Here is a 19,101-nt window from a genome sequence, read left to right on the forward strand (position 1 = left end):
GGCGGCTACCCGCGTCTCACCCACACGGCTCACCACGAATCCCCCGCGACGACGCTAACGGTCCGCCTTCAGGACGTGCCACAATTACGGCGTTGCGCGCCGTCGCCGCGGTGGCAAAGCGGCGCGCGTTTTTGCAGGAAGACACGCATGTCCGGATCGCTAAAGATTGGATTGATGGGCTACGGTTTTGCTGGCGCGACCTTCCATGCGCCGGTGATCGCGCATTGCGGGCGCACGAGCGTCGCCGCCATCGCAACGGGCCAGCCTGAGCGGGCGCTTGCCGACTATCCGCACGCGAAAGTCGTGGCCGATCTCGACGCGCTGCTCGCGCTCGACGACATCGACTGCGTCGTGATCGCGACGCCCAACGACACGCACTTCGACCTCGCGCGCCGCACGCTGGAAGCGGGCAAACACGTGGTGGTCGACAAGCCGGTCACGCTCACCGCCGCCGATGCCCACACGCTCGCCAACATCGCGCTCGCGCGCGGCAAGCTGTTCGTGCCGTTCCACAATCGTCGCTGGGACGGCGATTTTCTGACCGTGCGCGATCTGCTCGCCCGCGTCGAACTGGGGCGCGTCACGCAATACGAATCGCATTTCGACCGTTTCCGGCCGGAAGTTCGACAGCGTTGGCGCGAAGAGGCGTCGCGCGGCGGCGGGTTGCTGTTCGATCTCGGGCCGCATCTGATCGACCAGGCGCTGGCGCTGTTCGGCGCACCGAAGACGGTCTCGGCGACGGTGCGCGCGCATCGCGACCAGGCCGGCGCGCCGGACTATGTGCATATTCAGCTTGGCTACGGCGAGTTCGAAGTGGTGCTGCACGCGAGCGCGTTGACCGCGCTGGTCGCGCCGCGCTTTGCGATCCACGGCACGCGAGGCAGCTATGTGAAGTACGGGCTCGACACGCAGGAAGACCAGTTGAAGGCCGGTCTGCGCCCCGGCGACGAAGGCTTCGGCGCCGGCAATACTGCCGGTGTGTTGCGTGTGCGGGAAGGCGACCAGGAAGTCGAACGCGAAGTCCCGACGCGCAATGGCGACTACGCCGGCTTCTATATCGCACTGGCCGATGCCATTCAGAACGGCGTCGCGTTCCCTGTCAGACCGCAGGATGCGGTCGACGTCATGACCATCATCGAGCTCGCCGCCCGCAGCTCGGAAGAAGGCGTGCGCCTGCCGTTCGAGCGTATTCGCTGAGGGTTCGACTGCGCGGCGCGCCGGCTTGTGTACCTAAAAAGCGCCCTTGCCGTCTGCGCCGCGCGGGCCAGAATCTGACGTCCCCGAAAGGAACATAACGTTACAACTCAGCCCGCCTCCCCGGTCAGCGCACCGCCGCGATCATCCGTTGCTACGCGAGTAGCCCCATCCCCGACAACGACTTCCGGAGAGTCCATGCCTCGCCTCACCCGCGCCCTTGCAGCATGCACGCTGCTCAGTTCACTCGCCGCGTGCGTGGCGACACCGCCCGCTCCGGCGCCGCGCCCCACCCAGCAGCAAATCGCAGATCAGCGTCTGCGTCAGGTCGAAGGCCGGATCGACAGTCTCGGCCGCCGCATCGACAAACGCATGAATCAGGGCGACTACCCGCCACCGCAAGGCGCGTCGCTGCATCATCGGCTCGACGTGATCCGCCGGGAAGCGCACGACATGGCCGCGCAACACAACGGCGGCCTCACCTCCGACGAACAGCGCGTGCTGAACCAGGAACTGGATAACGCGGCGCACGCGATCGGCGAGTAAGCGCTGCCGTTTGCGTCATCGAAGCGGCGGTGTGGGCGTGGCCAACACGCGCTTTTTTGACGCCGACACCGCGCCGCGCCCACCGCCATGCGGGCCGCAGGCCTTTATTTGACAAGCCCCCGGCCGTCGCGTACATTCGCCGCACGCGTCGGGAGAGCGCGCTGGCCGCCGAATATCGCAGGCCGCGCCGCCGAAGGGGCACACCCGCAAACTCTCAGGCAAAAGGACCGACCGCGTCGAAAAACCCACCCTATCGCAGTATCAAGGCAACGGTTTTTCGCACTCTGGAGAGCGGCAGTAGCCGTCCGCGTTTTGGCAACATCGCGCGGATTCTGGCAAGCTGCCCACCGAAGGGGCGCGCGTTTCACTGTGACGAAGCAACGTTCACGGTAGCGCAATCTCTCAGGTATCGAGGACAGAGGGGTCATGCAGAACCACGCTCGCAGGCACATCGCCGCGAGGCGTAGCGCCGCATGGCCTTTTTTGTTTCGCGAGATGCCCGAGGCCCCATGACCGAACTCAAACACACCCCGCTCAACGCCACTCACCGTGCGCTCAATGCCCGCATGGTCGACTTCGGCGGCTGGGACATGCCCGTCAACTACGGCTCGCAGATCGAGGAACATCGCTCCGTGCGCACCGACGCCGGCATGTTCGACGTCTCGCACATGTGCGTGGTCGATTTCACCGGCGAGCGCGTGCGCGCGTTCTTCGAATACGCGCTGGCCAACAACGTCGGCAAGCTGCAAACGCCGGGCCGCGCACTCTACTCCTGTCTGCTGAATCCGAACGGCGGCGTGATCGACGATCTGATCGTCTATTACTTCGGCGAAGACCACTTCCGCGTGGTCGTCAACGCCGGCACCGCCGACAAAGACATCGCCTGGTTCGGCCAGCTCAACGCCGAAGGCAGCTTCGGCCTGACCATCACGCCGCGCCGCGACTTCGCGATCGTCGCCGTGCAAGGCCCGAACGCGCGCGAGAAAGTCTGGCAAACGGTGCCGGCCGCACGCGCCGTCACCGAAGCACTCAAGCCGTTCAACTCTGCCCGTATCGCAGACACGCCGTTCGGCGAGTTGACCGTCGCGCGCACCGGCTACACCGGTGAAGACGGCTTCGAAATCATCGTGCCGGCGGACCACGTCGAATCCCTGTGGAACGCGCTGCAGGCACAGGGCGTGCGCCCGGCCGGCCTCGGCGCGCGCGACACGCTGCGCCTCGAAGCCGGCATGAATCTGTATGGCCAGGACATGGACGACCACGTGTCGCCGCTCGACGCCGGCCTCGCATGGACCGTCGACCTCACGTCGCCGCGCGACTTCGTCGGCAAGGGCAAGCTCGAAGCCGACGGTTCGAAGTCGGCGTTCGTCGGCCTGATCCTGCTGAAGGAAAACGGCAAGGCTGCGGGCGTGCTGCGTGCTCATCAGAAGGTCGTCACGCCGCACGGCGAAGGCGAAATCACCAGCGGCACTTTTTCCCCGACGATGCAGGAATCCATCGCCTTCGCGCGCGTGCCGAAAGGCGTGCAGCCGGGCGACACTGTTCACGTTCAGATTCGTGACAAGGCCGTTCCCGCAAGCGTGGTAAAACTGCCGTTCGTGCGCAACGGCAAGGTGCTGGCGGTTTAAACAACCGACGCGCGCGTCCCCTTTATTAAGCTAATACCGAATCACACCGCATAGGAGCATCCGATGAGCATCCCGGCCGATCTGAAATACACCGAATCGCACGAGTGGGTCCGCACCGAAGCGGACGGCACGCTGACGGTCGGCATCACCGACCACGCGCAGGAAGCGCTCGGCGACATCGTCTTCTTCGAAGTCCAGGCGTTGGGCAAGACCGTGACCGCGGGCGACACCGTCGCCGTGATCGAATCGGTGAAGGCCGCTTCCGACATTTACGCGCCGGTCTCGGGCGAGATCATCGAAGCGAACACGGCCGTGGCCGACTCGCCCGACTCGGTCAACAGCGCGCCGTACGACAGCTGGCTCTTCAAGATCAAGCCCGCCGCCGACGCGACGCAAGATCGCCTGATCGATGCCGACGCGTACACCAAGTCGATCGGCGCCTGATCTGATTCACCTTTACGTTTAACCCGTCAGGTGCGGCGCGCCCTCTCGAAGCAAAGGGACCGCCGCACCGCCAGGAACACCCATGAAGCTCGAACACCCGGATCGTCTGATGAACCGCACTCCTCTCTCGCTCGCCGCGCTCGAAGTGCATGACGCCTTCGCCGAACGGCACATCGGCCCGGATTCGGCCGACCAGCAAGCGATGCTCGAAGCCCTCGGCTTCGCGTCGCGCGCCGCGCTGATCGACGCCGTGATTCCGAAGACGATCCGCCGCACCGAAACGCTGCCGCTCGGCCCCTTCGCGCAACCGAAGAGCGAGGCCGAAGCGCTCGCCGCGCTGCGTGAACTCGCGGACAAGAACCAGGTGTTCCGCTCGTACATCGGGCAGGGCTATTACAACGCGCACACGCCGACGGTGATTCTGCGCAACGTGCTGGAAAATCCGGCGTGGTACACCGCGTACACGCCGTATCAGCCGGAAATCTCGCAGGGCCGTCTGGAAGCGCTCTTGAACTTCCAGCAGATGATCGTCGACCTGACCGGTCTCGCGATCTCGAACGCGTCGCTCCTCGACGAGGCCACTGCCGCCGCCGAAGCGATGACGCTGCTGCAACGCGTGGGCAAGCCGAAGTCGAACGTGTTCTTCGTCGCCGACGACGTGCTGCCGCAAACCATCGAAGTGGTGAAGACGCGCGCAACGCCGGTCGGCATTGAAGTGAAAGTCGGCCCCGCCGCCGAAGCCGCGAACTCGAACGCGTTCGGTGTGCTGCTGCAATACCCGGGCGTGAACGGCGACGTGCGCGACTACCGCGCGCTCACCGAGGCGATCCACGCAGCGGGGGGCCACGTGGTGGTCGCCGCCGATCTGCTCGCGCTGACCGTGCTCACGCCGCCGGGCGAATGGGGCGCGGACGTGGCGGTCGGCAATACGCAGCGCTTCGGCGTGCCGGTCGGCTTCGGCGGCCCGCATGCCGCGTATCTCGCGGTGCGCGACGAATTCAAGCGTCAGATGCCGGGTCGCCTCGTCGGCGTGACTGTCGACGCGCAAGGGAATCCGGCGCTGCGTCTCGCGCTGCAAACGCGCGAACAGCACATCCGTCGTGAGAAGGCGACCTCGAACGTATGTACCGCGCAAGCGCTGCTCGCGATCATGGCCAGCATGTACGCGGTCTATCACGGCCCGCACGGTCTGAAGACGATCGCACTGCGCGTGAACCGCATCGCCGCGCTGCTCGCCGAAGGCGCGAAGCAACTCGGCTATACGCTCGTCAACGAAACCTTCTTCGACACGCTCACGTTCGACACCGGCGCCCGCACGCAAGCGCTGCTCGACGCGGCCACGGCGAAGCGCATCAATCTGCGCCGCGTGAGCGCCACGCAAGTGGGCCTGTCGATTGACGAAACCACTACGCGCCACGATCTCGCCGATCTGCTCGCGGTCTTCGCGCAAGCGGCCTTCGCGAGCGACGTGCCGCAAGTCGATGCGCTCGACGCCGCATTGGCTGCATCGAACACCGCATCGGTGCCGGCCGCGCTCGAACGCACCAGCGCGTACCTCACGCATCACGTGTTCAACCGCCACCATTCGGAAACGGAAATGCTGCGCTATCTGCGCAGTCTGTCGGACAAGGACCTCGCGCTCGACCGTTCGATGATCCCGCTCGGCTCGTGCACGATGAAGCTGAACGCGACCTCGGAAATGCTGCCGGTCACGTGGCCCGAATTCGGTCAGATCCATCCGTTCGCGCCCGCCGAGCAAACCGTCGGCTACCGCGAAATGATCGAGCAGCTCGAAGAAATGCTGGTCGCGGCAACCGGCTATGCGGCGGTGTCGCTGCAACCGAACGCCGGCTCGCAAGGCGAGTACGCGGGTCTGTTGATCATCCACGCGTACCATGCATCGCGCGGCGAAGCGCATCGCAACGTCTGCCTGATTCCCGCTTCGGCGCACGGCACGAACCCGGCGTCAGCGCAGATGGCCGGCATGCAGGTCGTGGTGGTCGCGTGCGACGCGCAAGGCAACGTCGATATCGAAGACCTGAAGAAGAAGGCCGCGCAACACGCCGACAAACTCGCCGCGATCATGATCACGTATCCGTCGACGCACGGCGTGTTCGAAGCGAACGTGCGCGAAATCTGCGAGATCGTGCATGCGCACGGCGGCCAGGTTTACGTAGACGGCGCGAACATGAACGCGATGGTCGGTCTGTGCGCGCCGGGCCAGTTCGGCGGCGACGTCTCGCACCTGAATCTGCACAAGACGTTCTGCATTCCGCACGGCGGCGGCGGACCGGGTGTCGGTCCGGTCGCCGTCGGCGCGCACCTCGCGCCGTTCCTGCCGAACCAGATCTCGTCGGGCTATGAACGCGCGCCGAACGGCATCGGCGCGGTGTCGGGCGCACCGTACGGCTCCGCGTCGATCCTGCCGATCTCGTGGATGTACATCGCGATGATGGGCGCGAAGAACCTGACCGCGGCAACGGAAGCCGCAATCCTCAATGCGAACTACGTCGCGAACAAACTCGCGCCGCACTATCCGGTGCTGTATTCGGGCCCCGGCGGACTGGTCGCGCACGAGTGCATTCTCGATCTGCGTCCGCTCAAGGAAACCAGTGGCATCACCGTCGACGACGTCGCCAAACGCCTCGCGGACTACGGCTTCCACGCGCCGACGATGAGCTTCCCGGTGCCGGGCACGCTGATGGTCGAGCCGACCGAATCGGAATCGAAGGAAGAACTCGACCGCTTCATCGAAGCGATGATCGCGATTCGCGACGAAATCCGTGCGGTCGAAGAAGGCCGCTCGGATCGCGAGGACAATCCGCTGAAGCACGCGCCGCACACCGCGGCGGTCGTGATCGCCGACGACTGGAAGCATGCGTATGCACGCGAAACCGCCGCGTATCCGCTGCCCACATTGATTGCGAAGAAGTACTGGCCACCGGTCGGCCGTGCGGACAATGTGTACGGCGACCGCAATCTGTTCTGCTCCTGCGTGCCGATCGCCGATTACGAGTAAGCAGCGCCGCGTATCGCCCGCTGCCGGAGCAAGCGGCCGGGCGGTGCGTGGTTCCGCCCGGGCTTCTGTCGCTCGTGGCCGCAAACGGCTAACATCACACACCGAATCAGCCCAACGAGGAGTTTCGCATGGCGCGAAAGGTGCGATCGATGCAAAGCCGGACCGCGGCAACGCAGGCCCGTCCGTGGCGGCAAACATGTGTAGCGCTGCTGGCTGGCGCGGCGGTGCTGTTGCCGCTGCGGCAAGCGCACGCCGCGATGAATTTCTGTGCGGCGCCCGCGTTGCAAACCAGCGAGCGCACCAACGCCGACCCCGGCGTGAAGGCGCTCGTGAGCAACGTGCAGACTCATCTGAACGAGCAGCCGCATGCGGTCGCGAAGCTGCACACCGAAGGCACGCTACCGCATGAAGGCATCTACGATCAGAGCGTCGAAGCGGAGAAGGATCTCGATCTGCTGCGCGACGCCGCGCTCGCCTGGCGCGCAACCAGCGACGACCGTTTTCTGAAACTCGTCGACCGTCTGCTGTATGCGTGGGTCACGACTTATCAGCCGAGTTTCAATCCGATCGACGAAACCCGTTTCGAAGGTCTGATCCTCGCGTACGACATGACCGCGAGCGCGTTGCCGGTGAAGACGCGTAACGCCGCGATGGCGTTCCTGACGAAGCTCGCGAACGGCTACATCGCGCAGATCGACGCGCAGCCGCGGCCGCTGAAAGGCACGTTCCGCAACAACTGGCAGAGCCACCGGATCAAGCTGATCGCGATGGCCGCGTTCACGCTCGACAACCGCAAGATGATCAACACGGCGCAGCGTCTGTTCGTCGAGCATGTCGGCGACAACATCTCGCCGGACGGCTCGACCGTCGACTTCGGCGAACGCGACGCGCTGCATTACGTCACCTACGATCTGCAGCCGCTCGTGATGGCCGCGCTCGCCGCGCGCCGCCACAATCGCAACTGGCTGCAGGAGAAAGGCGCCAATGGCGCTACGTTGCTGGCCGCGCTCAACTGGCTCGCGCCGTTCGCGTCCGGTAGCAAGACGCATGAAGAATTCGTGCATTCGAGCGTCCCGTTCGATGCAAAACGTCGCGAGGCCGGCTTGCCTGGCTACGCGGGTCCGTGGGACCCGAAGAACGCGATGGAACTGTTTCATCTGGCCGCGCGTCTCGACGGACGCTTTACGCCCATCGCGCTACAGCTCGCACCGACGCCGCCCGCGTGGCTCGCCGTGTGTTTGCCGCTGCCAGCGCGCTAACATCTATTTATCAGCAGGGAGCAGTCAATGGCAGTCAGCGTGTTCGATCTCTTCAAAATCGGCATTGGTCCGTCCAGTTCGCATACGGTGGGACCGATGCGCGCGGCGCTGATGTTCGTTCAAGGGCTTGAACGCGACGGACTGCTGGCGGCAGCCGCGTCGGTGAAAGTGGATCTGTACGGCTCGCTCGGCGCGACAGGCAAGGGCCACGGCACCGATCGCGGCGTGATGCTCGGCCTGATGGGCGACGCGCCCGACACCGTCGATCCTGACACGATCGCGCAGCGGCTCGAAGCGGTGCGGGTGTCGCGCAAACTCGCGCTGCTCGGCACGCACGACGTGCCGTTCGTGCAGAAAGATCACATTTCGTTTTACCGCCAGGCGCTGCCCGAGCATCCGAACGGCCTGAAGCTGCGTGCGTTCGACGCGCAAGGCGAGACGCTGCGGGAGTCGACGTATCTGTCGGTGGGCGGCGGCTTCGTGGTGACCGCCGGCGCGCCGAACACGAAGGTGCTAAGCGCGGTCGATCAATTGCCGCATTCGTTTCGCACCGGCAACGAGTTGCTCGCACTGTGCGCGTCGACCGGCAAGAGCATCTCCCAGTTGATGTGGGAAAACGAACGCGTCTGGCACACGGAAGAAGAGACGCGCGCCGGTTTGCTGAAAATCTGGGACGTGATGCAGTCGTGCGTCGCGCGCGGCTGCGGGATCAACAACCCCGACGCCGACGGCAACCTGCCCGGGCCCTTCCAGGTGAAGCGTCGCGCGCCGCAGTTGTATCGCTCGCTGTCGGGCAATCCTGAACTCGCGCTGCGCGATCCGTTGTCGATGATCGACTGGATCAATCTCTACGCGATCGCCGTCAACGAAGAAAACGCCGCGGGCGGGCGCGTCGTCACCGCGCCGACCAACGGCGCCGCCGGCATCATTCCTGCCGTGCTGCATTACTACACGCGCTTCATGCCGGGCTCGAACCAGCAGGGCGTGATCGACTTCCTGATGACGGCCGCGGCCATCGGCATCCTGTACAAGCTGAACGCGTCGATTTCTGGCGCGGAAGTGGGCTGCCAGGGCGAGGTGGGCGTGGCCTGCTCGATGGCGGCCGGTGCGCTAGCCGCAGTGATGGGCGGCACGCCGAAGCAGGTCGAAAACGCCGCCGAAATCGGCATGGAACATAACCTCGGCCTGACCTGCGATCCGGTCGGCGGGATGGTGCAGATTCCGTGTATCGAACGCAATGCGATGGCATCGGTGAAAGCGGTCAACGCGGCGCGCATGGCGTTGCGCGGCGACGGCAGCCACTACGTATCGCTCGATTCGGTCATCAAGACCATGCGCGAGACTGGCGCCGATATGAAGACCAAATACAAGGAAACCTCGCGGGGCGGTTTGGCCGTGAATATCGTCGAGTGCTGAACGCACTGCTTCGTTGCACGATGACGCGGACTGATGTCCGCGTTTTTTTGCGGATTCGCTTTGCGCTGCGCCATGACAGCGCATGCACGCTCGGCGTAAGCTGTCGAAGCGCCCATCGGCCAGCGCCTCACGTTGCGTTGCGTTGATGCGGCACTATCCGATTGCACTCACGCACTGCCTGGAGGCTTCTTCGCAATGTCGCTGCCGAATGCTCCCGCTTCAGATTCCCACGTTGCTCGCACCACCGGTGCGCGTCTCGTCGTCGATGCGTTGCTTACGCATGGTGTCGAACGCGTCTTCTGTGTCCCCGGCGAAAGTTTTCTCGCTGTGCTGGATTCACTGCACGACGAGACCGAACGCATCCAGACCATCGTGTGCCGCCACGAAGCTGCGGCGGCGAACATGGCGGAAGCGGTCGGCAAACTGACGGGACGCCCCGGCGTCGCGCTCGTCACGCGTGGACCGGGCGCGACGCACGCGTCGATCGGCGTGCATACCGCATTTCAGGATTCCACGCCGATGATCCTGCTGATCGGTCAATGCGCGCGCGAACATCTCGACCGCGAGGCTTTCCAGGAAATCGACTATCGGCGCATGTTCGGTCAGATGGCGAAGTGGGTCGCGCAAATCGATGACCCCAGGCGCATTCCCGAATATCTGAGTCATGCGTTTCACACGGCGACCTCCGGGCGGCCCGGGCCGGTCGTGCTGTCGCTGCCGGAAGACGTGCTGAGCGATGCGTGCGACGCCGTGGCCGGCGTGCCCGCTTATCAACGCGTGGCGGCGTCGCCGTCGGCCGCGCAGATCGGGAAGCTGCGCGAGTTGCTCGAAGGCGCGCAGCGGCCGATGGTGATCGCGGGCGGCAGCGGCTGGACGCCGGATGCGTGCGCGGACCTGCGGCGCTTCGTTGAGAACTGGCAACTGCCGGTCGGCCTCGCGTTCCGCTTCCAGGACACGCTCGACAACGAGCATCCAAACTATGCGGGCGATGTCGGCCTCGGCATCAATCCGGCGCTGGCGCAGCGGATTCGCGATGCCGATCTGCTGCTCGCGCTTGGCCCACGTTTGGGCGAAGCGACGACGAACGGCTACACGCTGCTCGACATTCCGAAGACGAAGCAGACGCTCGTGCATGTGCACCAAGGCGCGGAAGAGTTGGGGCGCGTGTACGTCGCGGATCTGCCGATCGTCTCCGGCATGCCGGAGCTGGCCGCGGCGCTGGCGGCGTTGAAGCCGTCGTCCGATTCCCTGGCCTGGAGCGGCTCGGCCGAAGACGCACACCGCGCGTATCTCGAGTGGCGCAAGCCGCGCCCGATTCCCGGCGACGTGCAAATGGGCGAAGTGATTCAGCAACTGCGCGCGCATCTACCAGACGACGCGATCCTCACGAACGGCGCGGGCAATTACGCGACGTGGCTGCATCGGCATTTCTCGTATCGACACTATCGCTCGCAGCTCGCGCCGACGAGCGGCGCGATGGGCTACGGCGTGCCGGCGGCGATCGCGGCGAAGTCGATGTATCCGCAGCGCGCGGTGGTCGCGCTCGCCGGCGACGGCTGCTTCATGATGGCCGCGCAGGAATTGGCGACGGCGATGCAGTATGACCTGCATGTGCTGTTCATTGTCGTGAACAACAGTCACTTCGGCACGATCCGGATGCATCAGGAGCGGCACTATCCGAACCGCGTGCATGGCACCGGGCTCACGAATCCGGACTTCGCAGCGTTCGCGCGATCGTTCGGCGCGCATGGCGACACGGTGGAACGGACAGAGGATTTTCTGCCTGCGTTGCAACGCGCGATGAACGCGCAGCGCGCGGCGGTGATCGAGATTCGGATGCCGCAGGAAGCGAGTACGCCGGGAGCGACGTTGGAGCAGATTCGTGAGCAGGGGAGGAAGCTGCGGGGGGAGTAGGGGGACGCGGGATGAGCAGCCAGCAATAATTGCCCCACAAAAAAACCCCGCCGAAGCGGGGTTTTTTCCAGCACCAGCACGCTGGCGCCGAGACTCAGGCAGACAGCAAAAACTGCTTACTTCCCGCCCACGCTTTGCAGCGTCGTCCACTTGCCGTCGACTACCTTGTACAGCGTGATGCCGCCGTTCTTCAGATCGCCGCGCGCGTCGTACGCGAGGTTCGACGACGTCACCGCCGGCATCGACGTCTTCGCGAGCACCGGCAGGTACTTCGCCGGATCGGTCGAGTTCGCGCTCTTCATCGCGGCGAACATCGCCATCGCGCCGTCATAAGCGTACGGCGAGTACGTTTGCACGTCTTCGTTGAAGCGCTTCTTGTACTTCGCGACGTAGTCCTTGCCGCCCGGCATTTCTTCCAGCGGCAGGCCGGCGAGCGATGCCACCGTGCCATTCGCCGCGTCACCCGCGAGCTTGATGAAGGTCGGCGTGTGAACCATTTCGCCGCCCATCAGCGGCGCCTTCACACCGAGCTGCTTCATCTGCTTGACCATCGGTGCCGCTTGCGAATCCGCGCCGCCGTAGTAGATCAGGTCCGGGTTGGCCGACTTCAGCTTGGTCAGGATCGACTTGAAGTCGACAGCTTTGTCGTTCGTGTATTCACGATCGACGATCGTCGCGCCCGCCGCCTTCGCTGCCTTTTCGAACTGATCGGCAAGACCCTGGCCGTAAGCCGTGCGGTCGTCGACGATCGCAATCTTCTTCATGCCGAGGTTCTTCACCGCGAACGAGCCGGCGACCGAGCCTTGTTGCGTGTCGGACGTCATCATGCGGAACGTGGTCTTGAAGCCTTGCTGCGTGTATTCCGGCGCGGTCGCCATCGCGATCTGCGGGATGCCCGCGTTCGCGTAGATGCGCGAAGCCGGAATCGTCGTGCCCGAATTGAAGTGACCGAGCATGCCCTTGATGCCGTCGTCCACGAGCTTCTGCGCGACGGTCGTGCCGGTGCGCGGGTCAGCCTGGTCGTCGGCCGCATCCAACACGAAGCGAACCGGCTTGCCGCCGATCACCGGCTTGGTCGCGTTCATCTCTTCCACTGCCAGCGTGATGCCGTTCTGGAAGTCCTTGCCATAGTGAGCCTGCGCGCCCGTCATCGGACCGGCGAAACCCACCTTCACGTCTTCCGTCGATTGAGCGTTGGCCGTCCCCGCCAGCGACATTGCTGCAACCAGCGCTGCGCCTGCCAGCTGTTTCATCTTGTGTTGCATAGCTTCTCCTTGGTACCAGGTGTAAGTGGAGCGATATCGGGGTCGCCGTACCGCTTCCGTTTTATTGAGGGATCGAAAGAGGTTCGCTCAACCGATCGTCATCAAATTCGCATTGCCGCCTGCTGCTGCCGTATTCACGCTGACCGAGCGTTCCGTCAGCAGACGCTCGAGCGCGTAATCTTCGTCGCCGCTTTCCAGCGCGCGCGCCGCGACGCCCTGCACCGAAACAATCGGCCCCGGACGCTTCGCGACTTCCTTCACCAACGCCAGCAGTTCGTCGCTGTCGCCTTCGAACAGCACGGCGTCGAACGGCGTGTCGGCGCTCTTCTTCACGCTCGCATACGACTTCAGCGATGCGGGCAACTGCGACACCAATTGTTCACCCGCCGCGCCTTCGAACAGCGCACGATTTCCCGTAGCCAGCGCGGCGGCGAACTGCACGCGCGCCCCGCTCGCCGTCGACGCGACGCACAGCACCGTGCCGCGCGCGCCCAACGTGTACGTATTGCGCTCGCCGGTGGGCCCCGACAATACCGCGGTCGCGCCCGCCGGCACATGCGACAGATACCCGTCGCAGCGTGCGGCCAGTTGCGGCTGGCGTTCGGCGATCAGCCAGTCACGCAGCGCGGTCAACGCAGCGGACGGATTGTCGCTGTTTTCCGCGGCTTGCGGAACATCCGCCACGAGAGCCTCGGCCAGCGACTTCGGCAGACCCGCTGGACGCGTAGCGAGCAGACGTTGCAGATACAGCGCACCACCCGCTTTCGGACCCGTGCCCGACAGACCTTCGCCGCCGAACGGCTGCACGCCGACCACCGCGCCGATCACGTTGCGGTTCACGTAGATGTTGCCGACATGCGCGCGGCTGATCACGTGAGCGATCGTTTCGTCGATTCGCGTATGGATGCCGAGCGTCAGGCCGTAGCCGGTCGAGCGAATCTGTTCGAGCAGCTTGTCGAGCTGGCTGCGGCGATAACGCACCACGTGCAGCACCGGGCCGAACACTTCGCGCTTCAGTTCGTCGATGCTGTCGAGTTCGATCAGCGTCGGCGGCACGAAGGTGCCTTGCGCGCAGCCGTCAGGCATCGGCAGTTGCTCGACCTTGCGGCCTTTCTCGCGCATCGCCGCGACGTGCGCATCGATCCCGCGTTTCGCGTCGAGGTCGATCACGGGACCGACGTCGATCGACAGACGATCCGGATTGCCCACCGCCAGCTCGCGCATCGCGCCCGTCAGCATTTCAAGCGTGCGATCCGCGACATCGTCCTGCAGACAAAGAACGCGCAGCGCGGAACAGCGTTGACCGGCGGAGTCGAACGACGATTGCAGCACGTCCGCCACCACCTGTTCGGCGAGTGCCGACGAATCGACGATCATCGCGTTCTGGCCGCCCGTTTCGGCGATCAGCGGAATCGGCTTGCCGTCCGGATCCAGGCGGTTCGACAGTGTCTTGTTGATCAGGCGCGCGACTTCCGTCGAGCCGGTGAACATCACCGCGCGGGTGCGCGGGTCGGCCACCAGCGCGGCGCCGACCGTTTCGCCGTCGCCCGGAAGCAGTTGCACCGCGCCCGCCGGCACGCCGGCTTCGCGCAGAATGCGCACCGCTTGCGCGGCGATCAGCGGCGTTTGTTCAGCGGGCTTCGCGAGCACCGTGTTGCCGGCTGCCAGCGCGGCCGCCACCTGGCCCATGAAGATTGCCAGCGGGAAATTCCACGGGCTGATACAGACCACCGGACCGAGCGGGCGATGCGTGTCGTTCGAGAACTCGTCGCGAATCTGCGTGGAGTAGTAGCGCAGGAAGTCGATCGCCTCGCGGATTTCCGCGACCGCGTTCGCCAGCGACTTGCCGGCTTCACGCACCACCAGGCCCATCAGCGTGTGCATCTGCGCTTCGAGCAGATCGGCGGCACGGGCGAGGCAGTCGGCGCGCGCATCGACCGGTGTGGCCTGCCAGATCGGCGCGGCGGCCACGGCGTGGGCCAAAGCGGCTCTCACATGTTCAGACGTAGCTTCGACGACGGTGCCGACCAGATCGCGCTGATCCGCCGGGTTGCGCACGTCGCGCGCGGTACCCACGGCGATCTCATTGTCTTCGAGCATCGGCGCGGCGCGCCACGGATGATGCGCGCTCGCCAGCAACGCCGACGACAGCGACGCGAGGCGATGCTCGTTCGACAGATCGAGGCCCATCGAATTGAGCCGCTCCGTCCCGTACAGATTGCGCGGCAGCGGAATCTTCGCGTGCGGCGCGCCGAGCGGGACGATCTTCGACGCTTCGTCGACCGGGTCGGCGATCAGGTCCTTGATCGCGACGCTTTCATCGGCGATGCGATTCACGAACGACGTGTTCGCGCCGTTCTCCAGCAGACGGCGCACGAGGTACGCGAGCAGCGTTTCATGCGTGCCGACCGGCGCGTACACGCGGCACGGACGGTTCAGCTTTCCAGCGGACAGCGGGCCGGTGACTTCCTCGTACAGCGGCTCGCCCATGCCGTGCAGGCACTGGAACTCGTACTGGCCGGGGTAGTAGTTGTTGCCCGCGAGGTAATAGATCGCCGACAGCGTGTGCGCGTTGTGCGTGGCGAACTGCGGATAGACCGCGTCGGGCGCCCCGAGCAGCTTCTTCGCGCACGCGAGGTACGACACGTCCGTGTAGATCTTGCGCGTGTAGACCGGATAGCCTTCGAGGCCGTCGACTTGCGCGCGCTTGATTTCGGTATCCCAGTACGCGCCCTTCACGAGCCGCACCATGATGCGGTGGCGGCTGCGGCGCGCGAGATCGATGATGTATTCGATCACGAACGGGCAGCGCTTCTGATACGCCTGCACCACGAAGCCGATGCCATTCCAGCCGGCCAGCTCCGGGTCGAAGCACAACGCTTCGAGCAGATCGAGCGAGATTTCGAGGCGGTCGGCTTCTTCGGCGTCGATATTCAGGCCGATGTCGTAGCGGCGCGCGAGGATCGCGAGCGAGCGAACGCGCGGCAGCAGTTCGCTCATCGTGCGCTCTTGCTGCGAGCGCGAGTAGCGTGCGTGCAACGCCGACAGCTTGATCGAAATGCCCGGGCCTTCGTAAATGCCGCGGCCGCCAGCGGCCTTGCCGATCGCGTGGATCGCCTGTTCGTACGACGCGTAGTAGCGCTGCGCGTCGGCTTCGGTGGTGGCCGCTTCGCCGAGCATGTCGTACGAGTAGCGGAAACCGCGCGCTTCGTATTTGCGGCTGTTCGCGAGCGCTTCGGAAATGTTCTCGCCGGTGACGAACTGCTCGCCCATCAGGCGCATCGCCATGTCGACGCCCTTGCGGATCAGCGGTTCACCGCCCTTGCCGATCAGACGCGTGAGCGCCGACGACAGGCTCGTTTCGCTGTTGGTCGTCACCAGCTTGCCGGTGATCATCAAGCCCCAGGTGGCGGCATTGACGAACAGCGACGGCGCCTGGCCGACGTGCGATTTCCAGTCGCCCTTGCTTATCTTGTCGCGAATCAGCGCGTCGCGGGTCGCGCGATCGGGGATGCGCAGCAGCGCTTCGGCGAGGCACATCAGCGCGACGCCTTCCTGGCTCGATAACGAGAACTCGTGGATCAGCCCTTCGACGCCACCGCCCTTGCTCTTCGTGCGCAGCGTTTCGACCAGCTTGCCGGCCATCGTCTGCACGTCGCCCGCGAGATTGGCCGGCAGGCGGGCCTGACCCAGCAGGAACGGCACACACTCCGGTTCCGGACGACGATAAGCGGCCGTGATCGCCGCGCGCAACACCGATTGCGGTTGCACGTTCTGGGCGAATTCGAGGAACGGATGCGACGCGCCGTCTTCCTCCTGTTCGACCGACGCACCATCGGCGAGATCGGCAGAACCGTTCGCGCCCGACAGTTCAGGAGGCAGCTGGCCGTGCTCGATTTTCTCGAGATACGCGAAGATCGCCTGCTTGATCAGCCAGTGCGGGGTGCGTTCGAGGCGGGTGGCGGCATCTTTCAGCCGGGAACGCAGGAGGTCGTCGACCTTGACGCCAAGGGTGGTGCTAGCCATGTTTCCTTCTTCGGATACCAGACGTATGCCTGGTGAAAGACTAAAAGTTGGCGAATCGTACGCCTCCAAATAAAAAGGTGCAACCATCGCGCACGCGCGGTTGCACCCCGTGAAAATCCTTATACGGCGGGGGTTTCAAGCCGACTGAGCCACTCGCGGCGGCGGTGGTTGCGATCAGTACTTTCCCTGGCGTGAATCTTTTCGTCTTTCCCCTTATCAATTGAGCCGGCGCGCCGTTATAGAGAACTAGCAGCGCGCGGCCTTACTGCACGCTAAAAACGATACGGGGTTGGGGTTCTCGAGGACCGGTGAAATGGAAAAGTGGCTGGTGGTACTAGGCATCTGGGCGATGTGCGCGGCCTGCGCGGTGCTGTTCATTCGCGGTGCGACGGCGGGTTCGGACAGGCGTGCGAGCGTCAGGGAAGGCGCACGTGCCGCATCGCGCGGATCGGCGGGCGATACGCGAGCCGCTTTGAACGATTGAATGAATGACGGCTGAGTGACCGGGCAGCGGACGCTGCGGTCTTGCCACGCGCTCGCGAAACGCCACTGTCCGCCGCGTGTGGACGGGCGCGCAACCACGCGCTGCGAGGTTCAACCCGCCGTGAAGTCAACGCATGCGTTAGCGCGACGGTACCGCCTCGAACCGCGCGCAAACATCTCCCGGCGATACAAGCTGGTCATGCAGACGACACAACCGGCTATCCGCGACGCTCGCACCGAATCCCGAACTAAACGCCACGAGACCGGGGATGTTTTGCTCCAGCGACTGCCGGTCTTCCGCGCGATGCCGACAGTCGGCGCAACGCGGAACACACGCGTCGCTGCGTGCGTCCCCGTTACGGCCGATGCGTCCGGCCAGATGTGCAATCAGCCTCAACCCAGGCTATTCCAGTACGCCGCGAACACGTGCGCCGACAGCACGTAGCCGATCGCGATATTGACCACCACACCCGCAGTGAACGCGACGAACGGCTTCAGGCCGGTCGCCGTGAGCGAGCGCAGGCGCGTCGTCAGACCGATGCTGAGGAAACAGAACGTGAAAGCCCACGTGCGCAGCACGGTGATCGGCGCAACGAACTCGGGCGTGACGACCTTACGGTAGTCAGCCAGCGAATAGTGGCTGGCAATCCACGTCACAAGCGCAGACGCGACGACGAAGCCGATTACGAATTTAGGAAAGCGCGCCCAGATCTCGCTGGCCTTCGGCTTTGCCGCGACGCCGCTATCCTGCGCTTCCCAGCGCGTCGTCGCGACGATCGCCAGCACGAACGCCCAGATGCCGATCCAGATATCGCGCCCCACCACCTTCATCAGCGTGAACGCCTGGAGGGACGCCTCCGGCGCGCCGGCGATCGCGCCGCCAGCGTGCCGTGCGAAATCGCCATACGCTTGCGCGGCGGCGATGCCGGCGGCGTCGGCGAATTCGGAGGTGCCGATCCACGCGCCGGCGACCGCCGTCGAGAGCCCAAGTGAGCGCGACGCGAACGGCAGCACGAAGATCATCACGATCGCCCACAGCACCACCAGCGTGATCGCCACTGACGCCTGTTCGCGTTTGGCCCGCACCGCGCCGGCAATCGCGATCGCCGCCGACACGCCGCACACTGCGCCACCCACGCCGAGCACGGCGGCGAAGCGACGGTCGAGGCCGAACGCCTTGGCGGCGAAAAAGATCACGAAGAACGTCACGAGCGAGACGATGCTCGCCTGCGCGACCGCCACCGGTCCTGCCCACACCAGCAGCGTGAACGGCAGCGTCGCGCCGAGCAGCACGATGCCGACCTTGATGTAAAACTCGACTCGCAAGCCCGCCGAAAACCAGTCGGGCAGCGTGAATACGTTCGAAATCAGCAGTCCGAGCGCGAGCGCCACCAGCGGCGGCTCCAGGTTGTACTTCGACGCGTTGACCCACGCGCCCAGTGTGAAGATCAGCGCGGAGGCAATGAAGAGAATCAGGAATGCGGCAAGGAAAGCGCCGACGCGCTGCTTCAGCAACGCGAGGCTCACCCCGAACAACAGCGCGAACACGACGAACAACGCGACGTAGTTCGGCAGATGTGCGCCGAGGTCCTGTGCGGCCTGGCCGACGCTCGACCATTTGGCCGGCGCGACCGCCAACCACTTGATGCTGCCGCCCGACGCGAACAGCGCCCAGGCGATCACAATCACGAGCAGGCCGACCCACACGGCCAGCCAGTCTTCAGTCAGCGGGAGTCCGCCACCGTGCGCGCCCTGGCGTCTGGCCGGCGTCGCGCCGGTCGGCACGGTCTGGTTGGTATCGCTCATCACAATGCCCCGGGGAAAGTTGAGGTGCATCGGCGCGGGATATTAGAGTTTTGCCTGAACGTGCGCCGATTCGGCGAATATAGGCGAGCGGCGGCGCAAAA

At 64.9% G+C, this 19,101-nt stretch carries 12 protein-coding genes and 2 riboswitches; of the genes, 9 read left to right on the top strand and 3 right to left on the bottom strand.

The features are described 5' to 3' along the window. Window positions 1–147 precede the first annotated feature (147 nt). The 8 genes from BGI01S_RS17115 to BGI01S_RS17150 all read left to right on the top strand — a co-directional run bounded on the left by BGI01S_RS17115 (window position 148) and on the right by BGI01S_RS17150 (window position 11,420). Window positions 148–1,197, top strand: coding sequence for an oxidoreductase (locus BGI01S_RS17115; RefSeq protein WP_042327158.1), 1,050 nt, complete (start codon window positions 148–150; stop codon window positions 1,195–1,197). 195 nt (window positions 1,198–1,392) lie between these two features. Then, window positions 1,393–1,740: a hypothetical protein gene (locus tag BGI01S_RS17120; RefSeq protein ID WP_042327159.1), complete on the top strand. Its 348-nt coding sequence runs from the start codon at window positions 1,393–1,395 to the stop codon at window positions 1,738–1,740. A gap of 139 nt (window positions 1,741–1,879) precedes the next feature. Further along, window positions 1,880–1,980, top strand: a riboswitch (glycine riboswitch). A gap of 34 nt (window positions 1,981–2,014) precedes the next feature. After that, window positions 2,015–2,169, top strand: a riboswitch (glycine riboswitch). 80 nt (window positions 2,170–2,249) lie between these two features. Next, window positions 2,250–3,368, top strand: a complete 1,119-nt coding sequence (gene gcvT, locus BGI01S_RS17125) for a glycine cleavage system aminomethyltransferase GcvT (protein WP_042327160.1) — start codon at window positions 2,250–2,252, stop codon at window positions 3,366–3,368. A gap of 63 nt (window positions 3,369–3,431) precedes the next feature. Beyond that, window positions 3,432–3,812, top strand: coding sequence for a glycine cleavage system protein GcvH (gcvH, locus tag BGI01S_RS17130; RefSeq protein WP_042327161.1), 381 nt, complete (start codon window positions 3,432–3,434; stop codon window positions 3,810–3,812). A gap of 82 nt (window positions 3,813–3,894) precedes the next feature. After that, window positions 3,895–6,831 (top strand): aminomethyl-transferring glycine dehydrogenase, encoded by a 2,937-nt coding sequence (gene gcvP, locus BGI01S_RS17135; protein WP_042327162.1) that lies wholly within the window; start codon window positions 3,895–3,897, stop codon window positions 6,829–6,831. Window positions 6,832–6,959: 128 nt separating this feature from the next. Continuing rightward, window positions 6,960–8,090: an alginate lyase family protein gene (locus tag BGI01S_RS17140; protein WP_042327163.1), complete on the top strand. Its 1,131-nt coding sequence runs from the start codon at window positions 6,960–6,962 to the stop codon at window positions 8,088–8,090. Between the two features lie 27 nt (window positions 8,091–8,117). After that, window positions 8,118–9,506, top strand: coding sequence for an L-serine ammonia-lyase (locus BGI01S_RS17145; protein WP_042327164.1), 1,389 nt, complete (start codon window positions 8,118–8,120; stop codon window positions 9,504–9,506). Window positions 9,507–9,701: 195 nt separating this feature from the next. Continuing rightward, window positions 9,702–11,420 (top strand): thiamine pyrophosphate-binding protein, encoded by a 1,719-nt coding sequence (locus BGI01S_RS17150; RefSeq protein WP_042327165.1) that lies wholly within the window; start codon window positions 9,702–9,704, stop codon window positions 11,418–11,420. Between the two features lie 116 nt (window positions 11,421–11,536). Here BGI01S_RS17150 and BGI01S_RS17155 read toward each other — a convergent pair whose 3' ends face one another. Further along, window positions 11,537–12,685 carry a branched-chain amino acid ABC transporter substrate-binding protein gene (locus tag BGI01S_RS17155; RefSeq protein WP_042327166.1) on the bottom strand — a complete coding sequence of 383 codons (1,149 nt, stop codon included), beginning with the start codon at window positions 12,683–12,685 and terminating at the stop codon, window positions 11,537–11,539. Window positions 12,686–12,772: 87 nt separating this feature from the next. Then, window positions 12,773–16,711 (bottom strand): trifunctional transcriptional regulator/proline dehydrogenase/L-glutamate gamma-semialdehyde dehydrogenase, encoded by a 3,939-nt coding sequence (putA, locus tag BGI01S_RS17160; RefSeq protein WP_042327167.1) that lies wholly within the window; start codon window positions 16,709–16,711, stop codon window positions 12,773–12,775. A 313-nt stretch (window positions 16,712–17,024) separates the two neighbouring features. On the opposite strand from putA, the gene BGI01S_RS30595 reads away from it, so the two are divergent. After that, window positions 17,025–17,195, top strand: a complete 171-nt coding sequence (locus BGI01S_RS30595; protein WP_167335659.1) for a hypothetical protein — start codon at window positions 17,025–17,027, stop codon at window positions 17,193–17,195. A gap of 392 nt (window positions 17,196–17,587) precedes the next feature. Here the strand turns inward: BGI01S_RS30595 and BGI01S_RS17165 are convergent, their stop codons facing one another. After that, a complete protein-coding gene (locus BGI01S_RS17165) occupies window positions 17,588–19,000 on the bottom strand; it encodes a YeiH family protein (RefSeq protein WP_042327367.1) in 1,413 nt (470 codons plus the stop codon). Between the last annotated feature and the right edge of the window lie 101 nt (window positions 19,001–19,101).

This window comes from Paraburkholderia ginsengisoli NBRC 100965 (assembly GCF_000739735.1).
GTDB classification, from domain to species: Bacteria; Pseudomonadota; Gammaproteobacteria; order Burkholderiales; family Burkholderiaceae; genus Paraburkholderia; species Paraburkholderia ginsengisoli.

Coding starts and splice junctions, on each gene's coding strand:
- BGI01S_RS17150 (WP_042327165.1), top strand. CDS start 9,702: ATGTCGCTGCCGAATGCTCCCGCTTCAGATTCCCACGTTGCTCGCACC.
- gcvH (WP_042327161.1), top strand. CDS start 3,432: ATGAGCATCCCGGCCGATCTGAAATACACCGAATCGCACGAGTGGGTC.
- BGI01S_RS17145 (WP_042327164.1), top strand. CDS start 8,118: ATGGCAGTCAGCGTGTTCGATCTCTTCAAAATCGGCATTGGTCCGTCC.
- BGI01S_RS17155 (WP_042327166.1), bottom strand. CDS start 12,685: ATGCAACACAAGATGAAACAGCTGGCAGGCGCAGCGCTGGTTGCAGCA.
- putA (WP_042327167.1), bottom strand. CDS start 16,711: ATGGCTAGCACCACCCTTGGCGTCAAGGTCGACGACCTCCTGCGTTCC.
- gcvT (WP_042327160.1), top strand. CDS start 2,250: ATGACCGAACTCAAACACACCCCGCTCAACGCCACTCACCGTGCGCTC.
- BGI01S_RS17140 (WP_042327163.1), top strand. CDS start 6,960: ATGGCGCGAAAGGTGCGATCGATGCAAAGCCGGACCGCGGCAACGCAG.
- BGI01S_RS17120 (WP_042327159.1), top strand. CDS start 1,393: ATGCCTCGCCTCACCCGCGCCCTTGCAGCATGCACGCTGCTCAGTTCA.
- BGI01S_RS17165 (WP_042327367.1), bottom strand. CDS start 19,000: ATGAGCGATACCAACCAGACCGTGCCGACCGGCGCGACGCCGGCCAGA.
- BGI01S_RS30595 (WP_167335659.1), top strand. CDS start 17,025: ATGGAAAAGTGGCTGGTGGTACTAGGCATCTGGGCGATGTGCGCGGCC.
- BGI01S_RS17115 (WP_042327158.1), top strand. CDS start 148: ATGTCCGGATCGCTAAAGATTGGATTGATGGGCTACGGTTTTGCTGGC.
- gcvP (WP_042327162.1), top strand. CDS start 3,895: ATGAAGCTCGAACACCCGGATCGTCTGATGAACCGCACTCCTCTCTCG.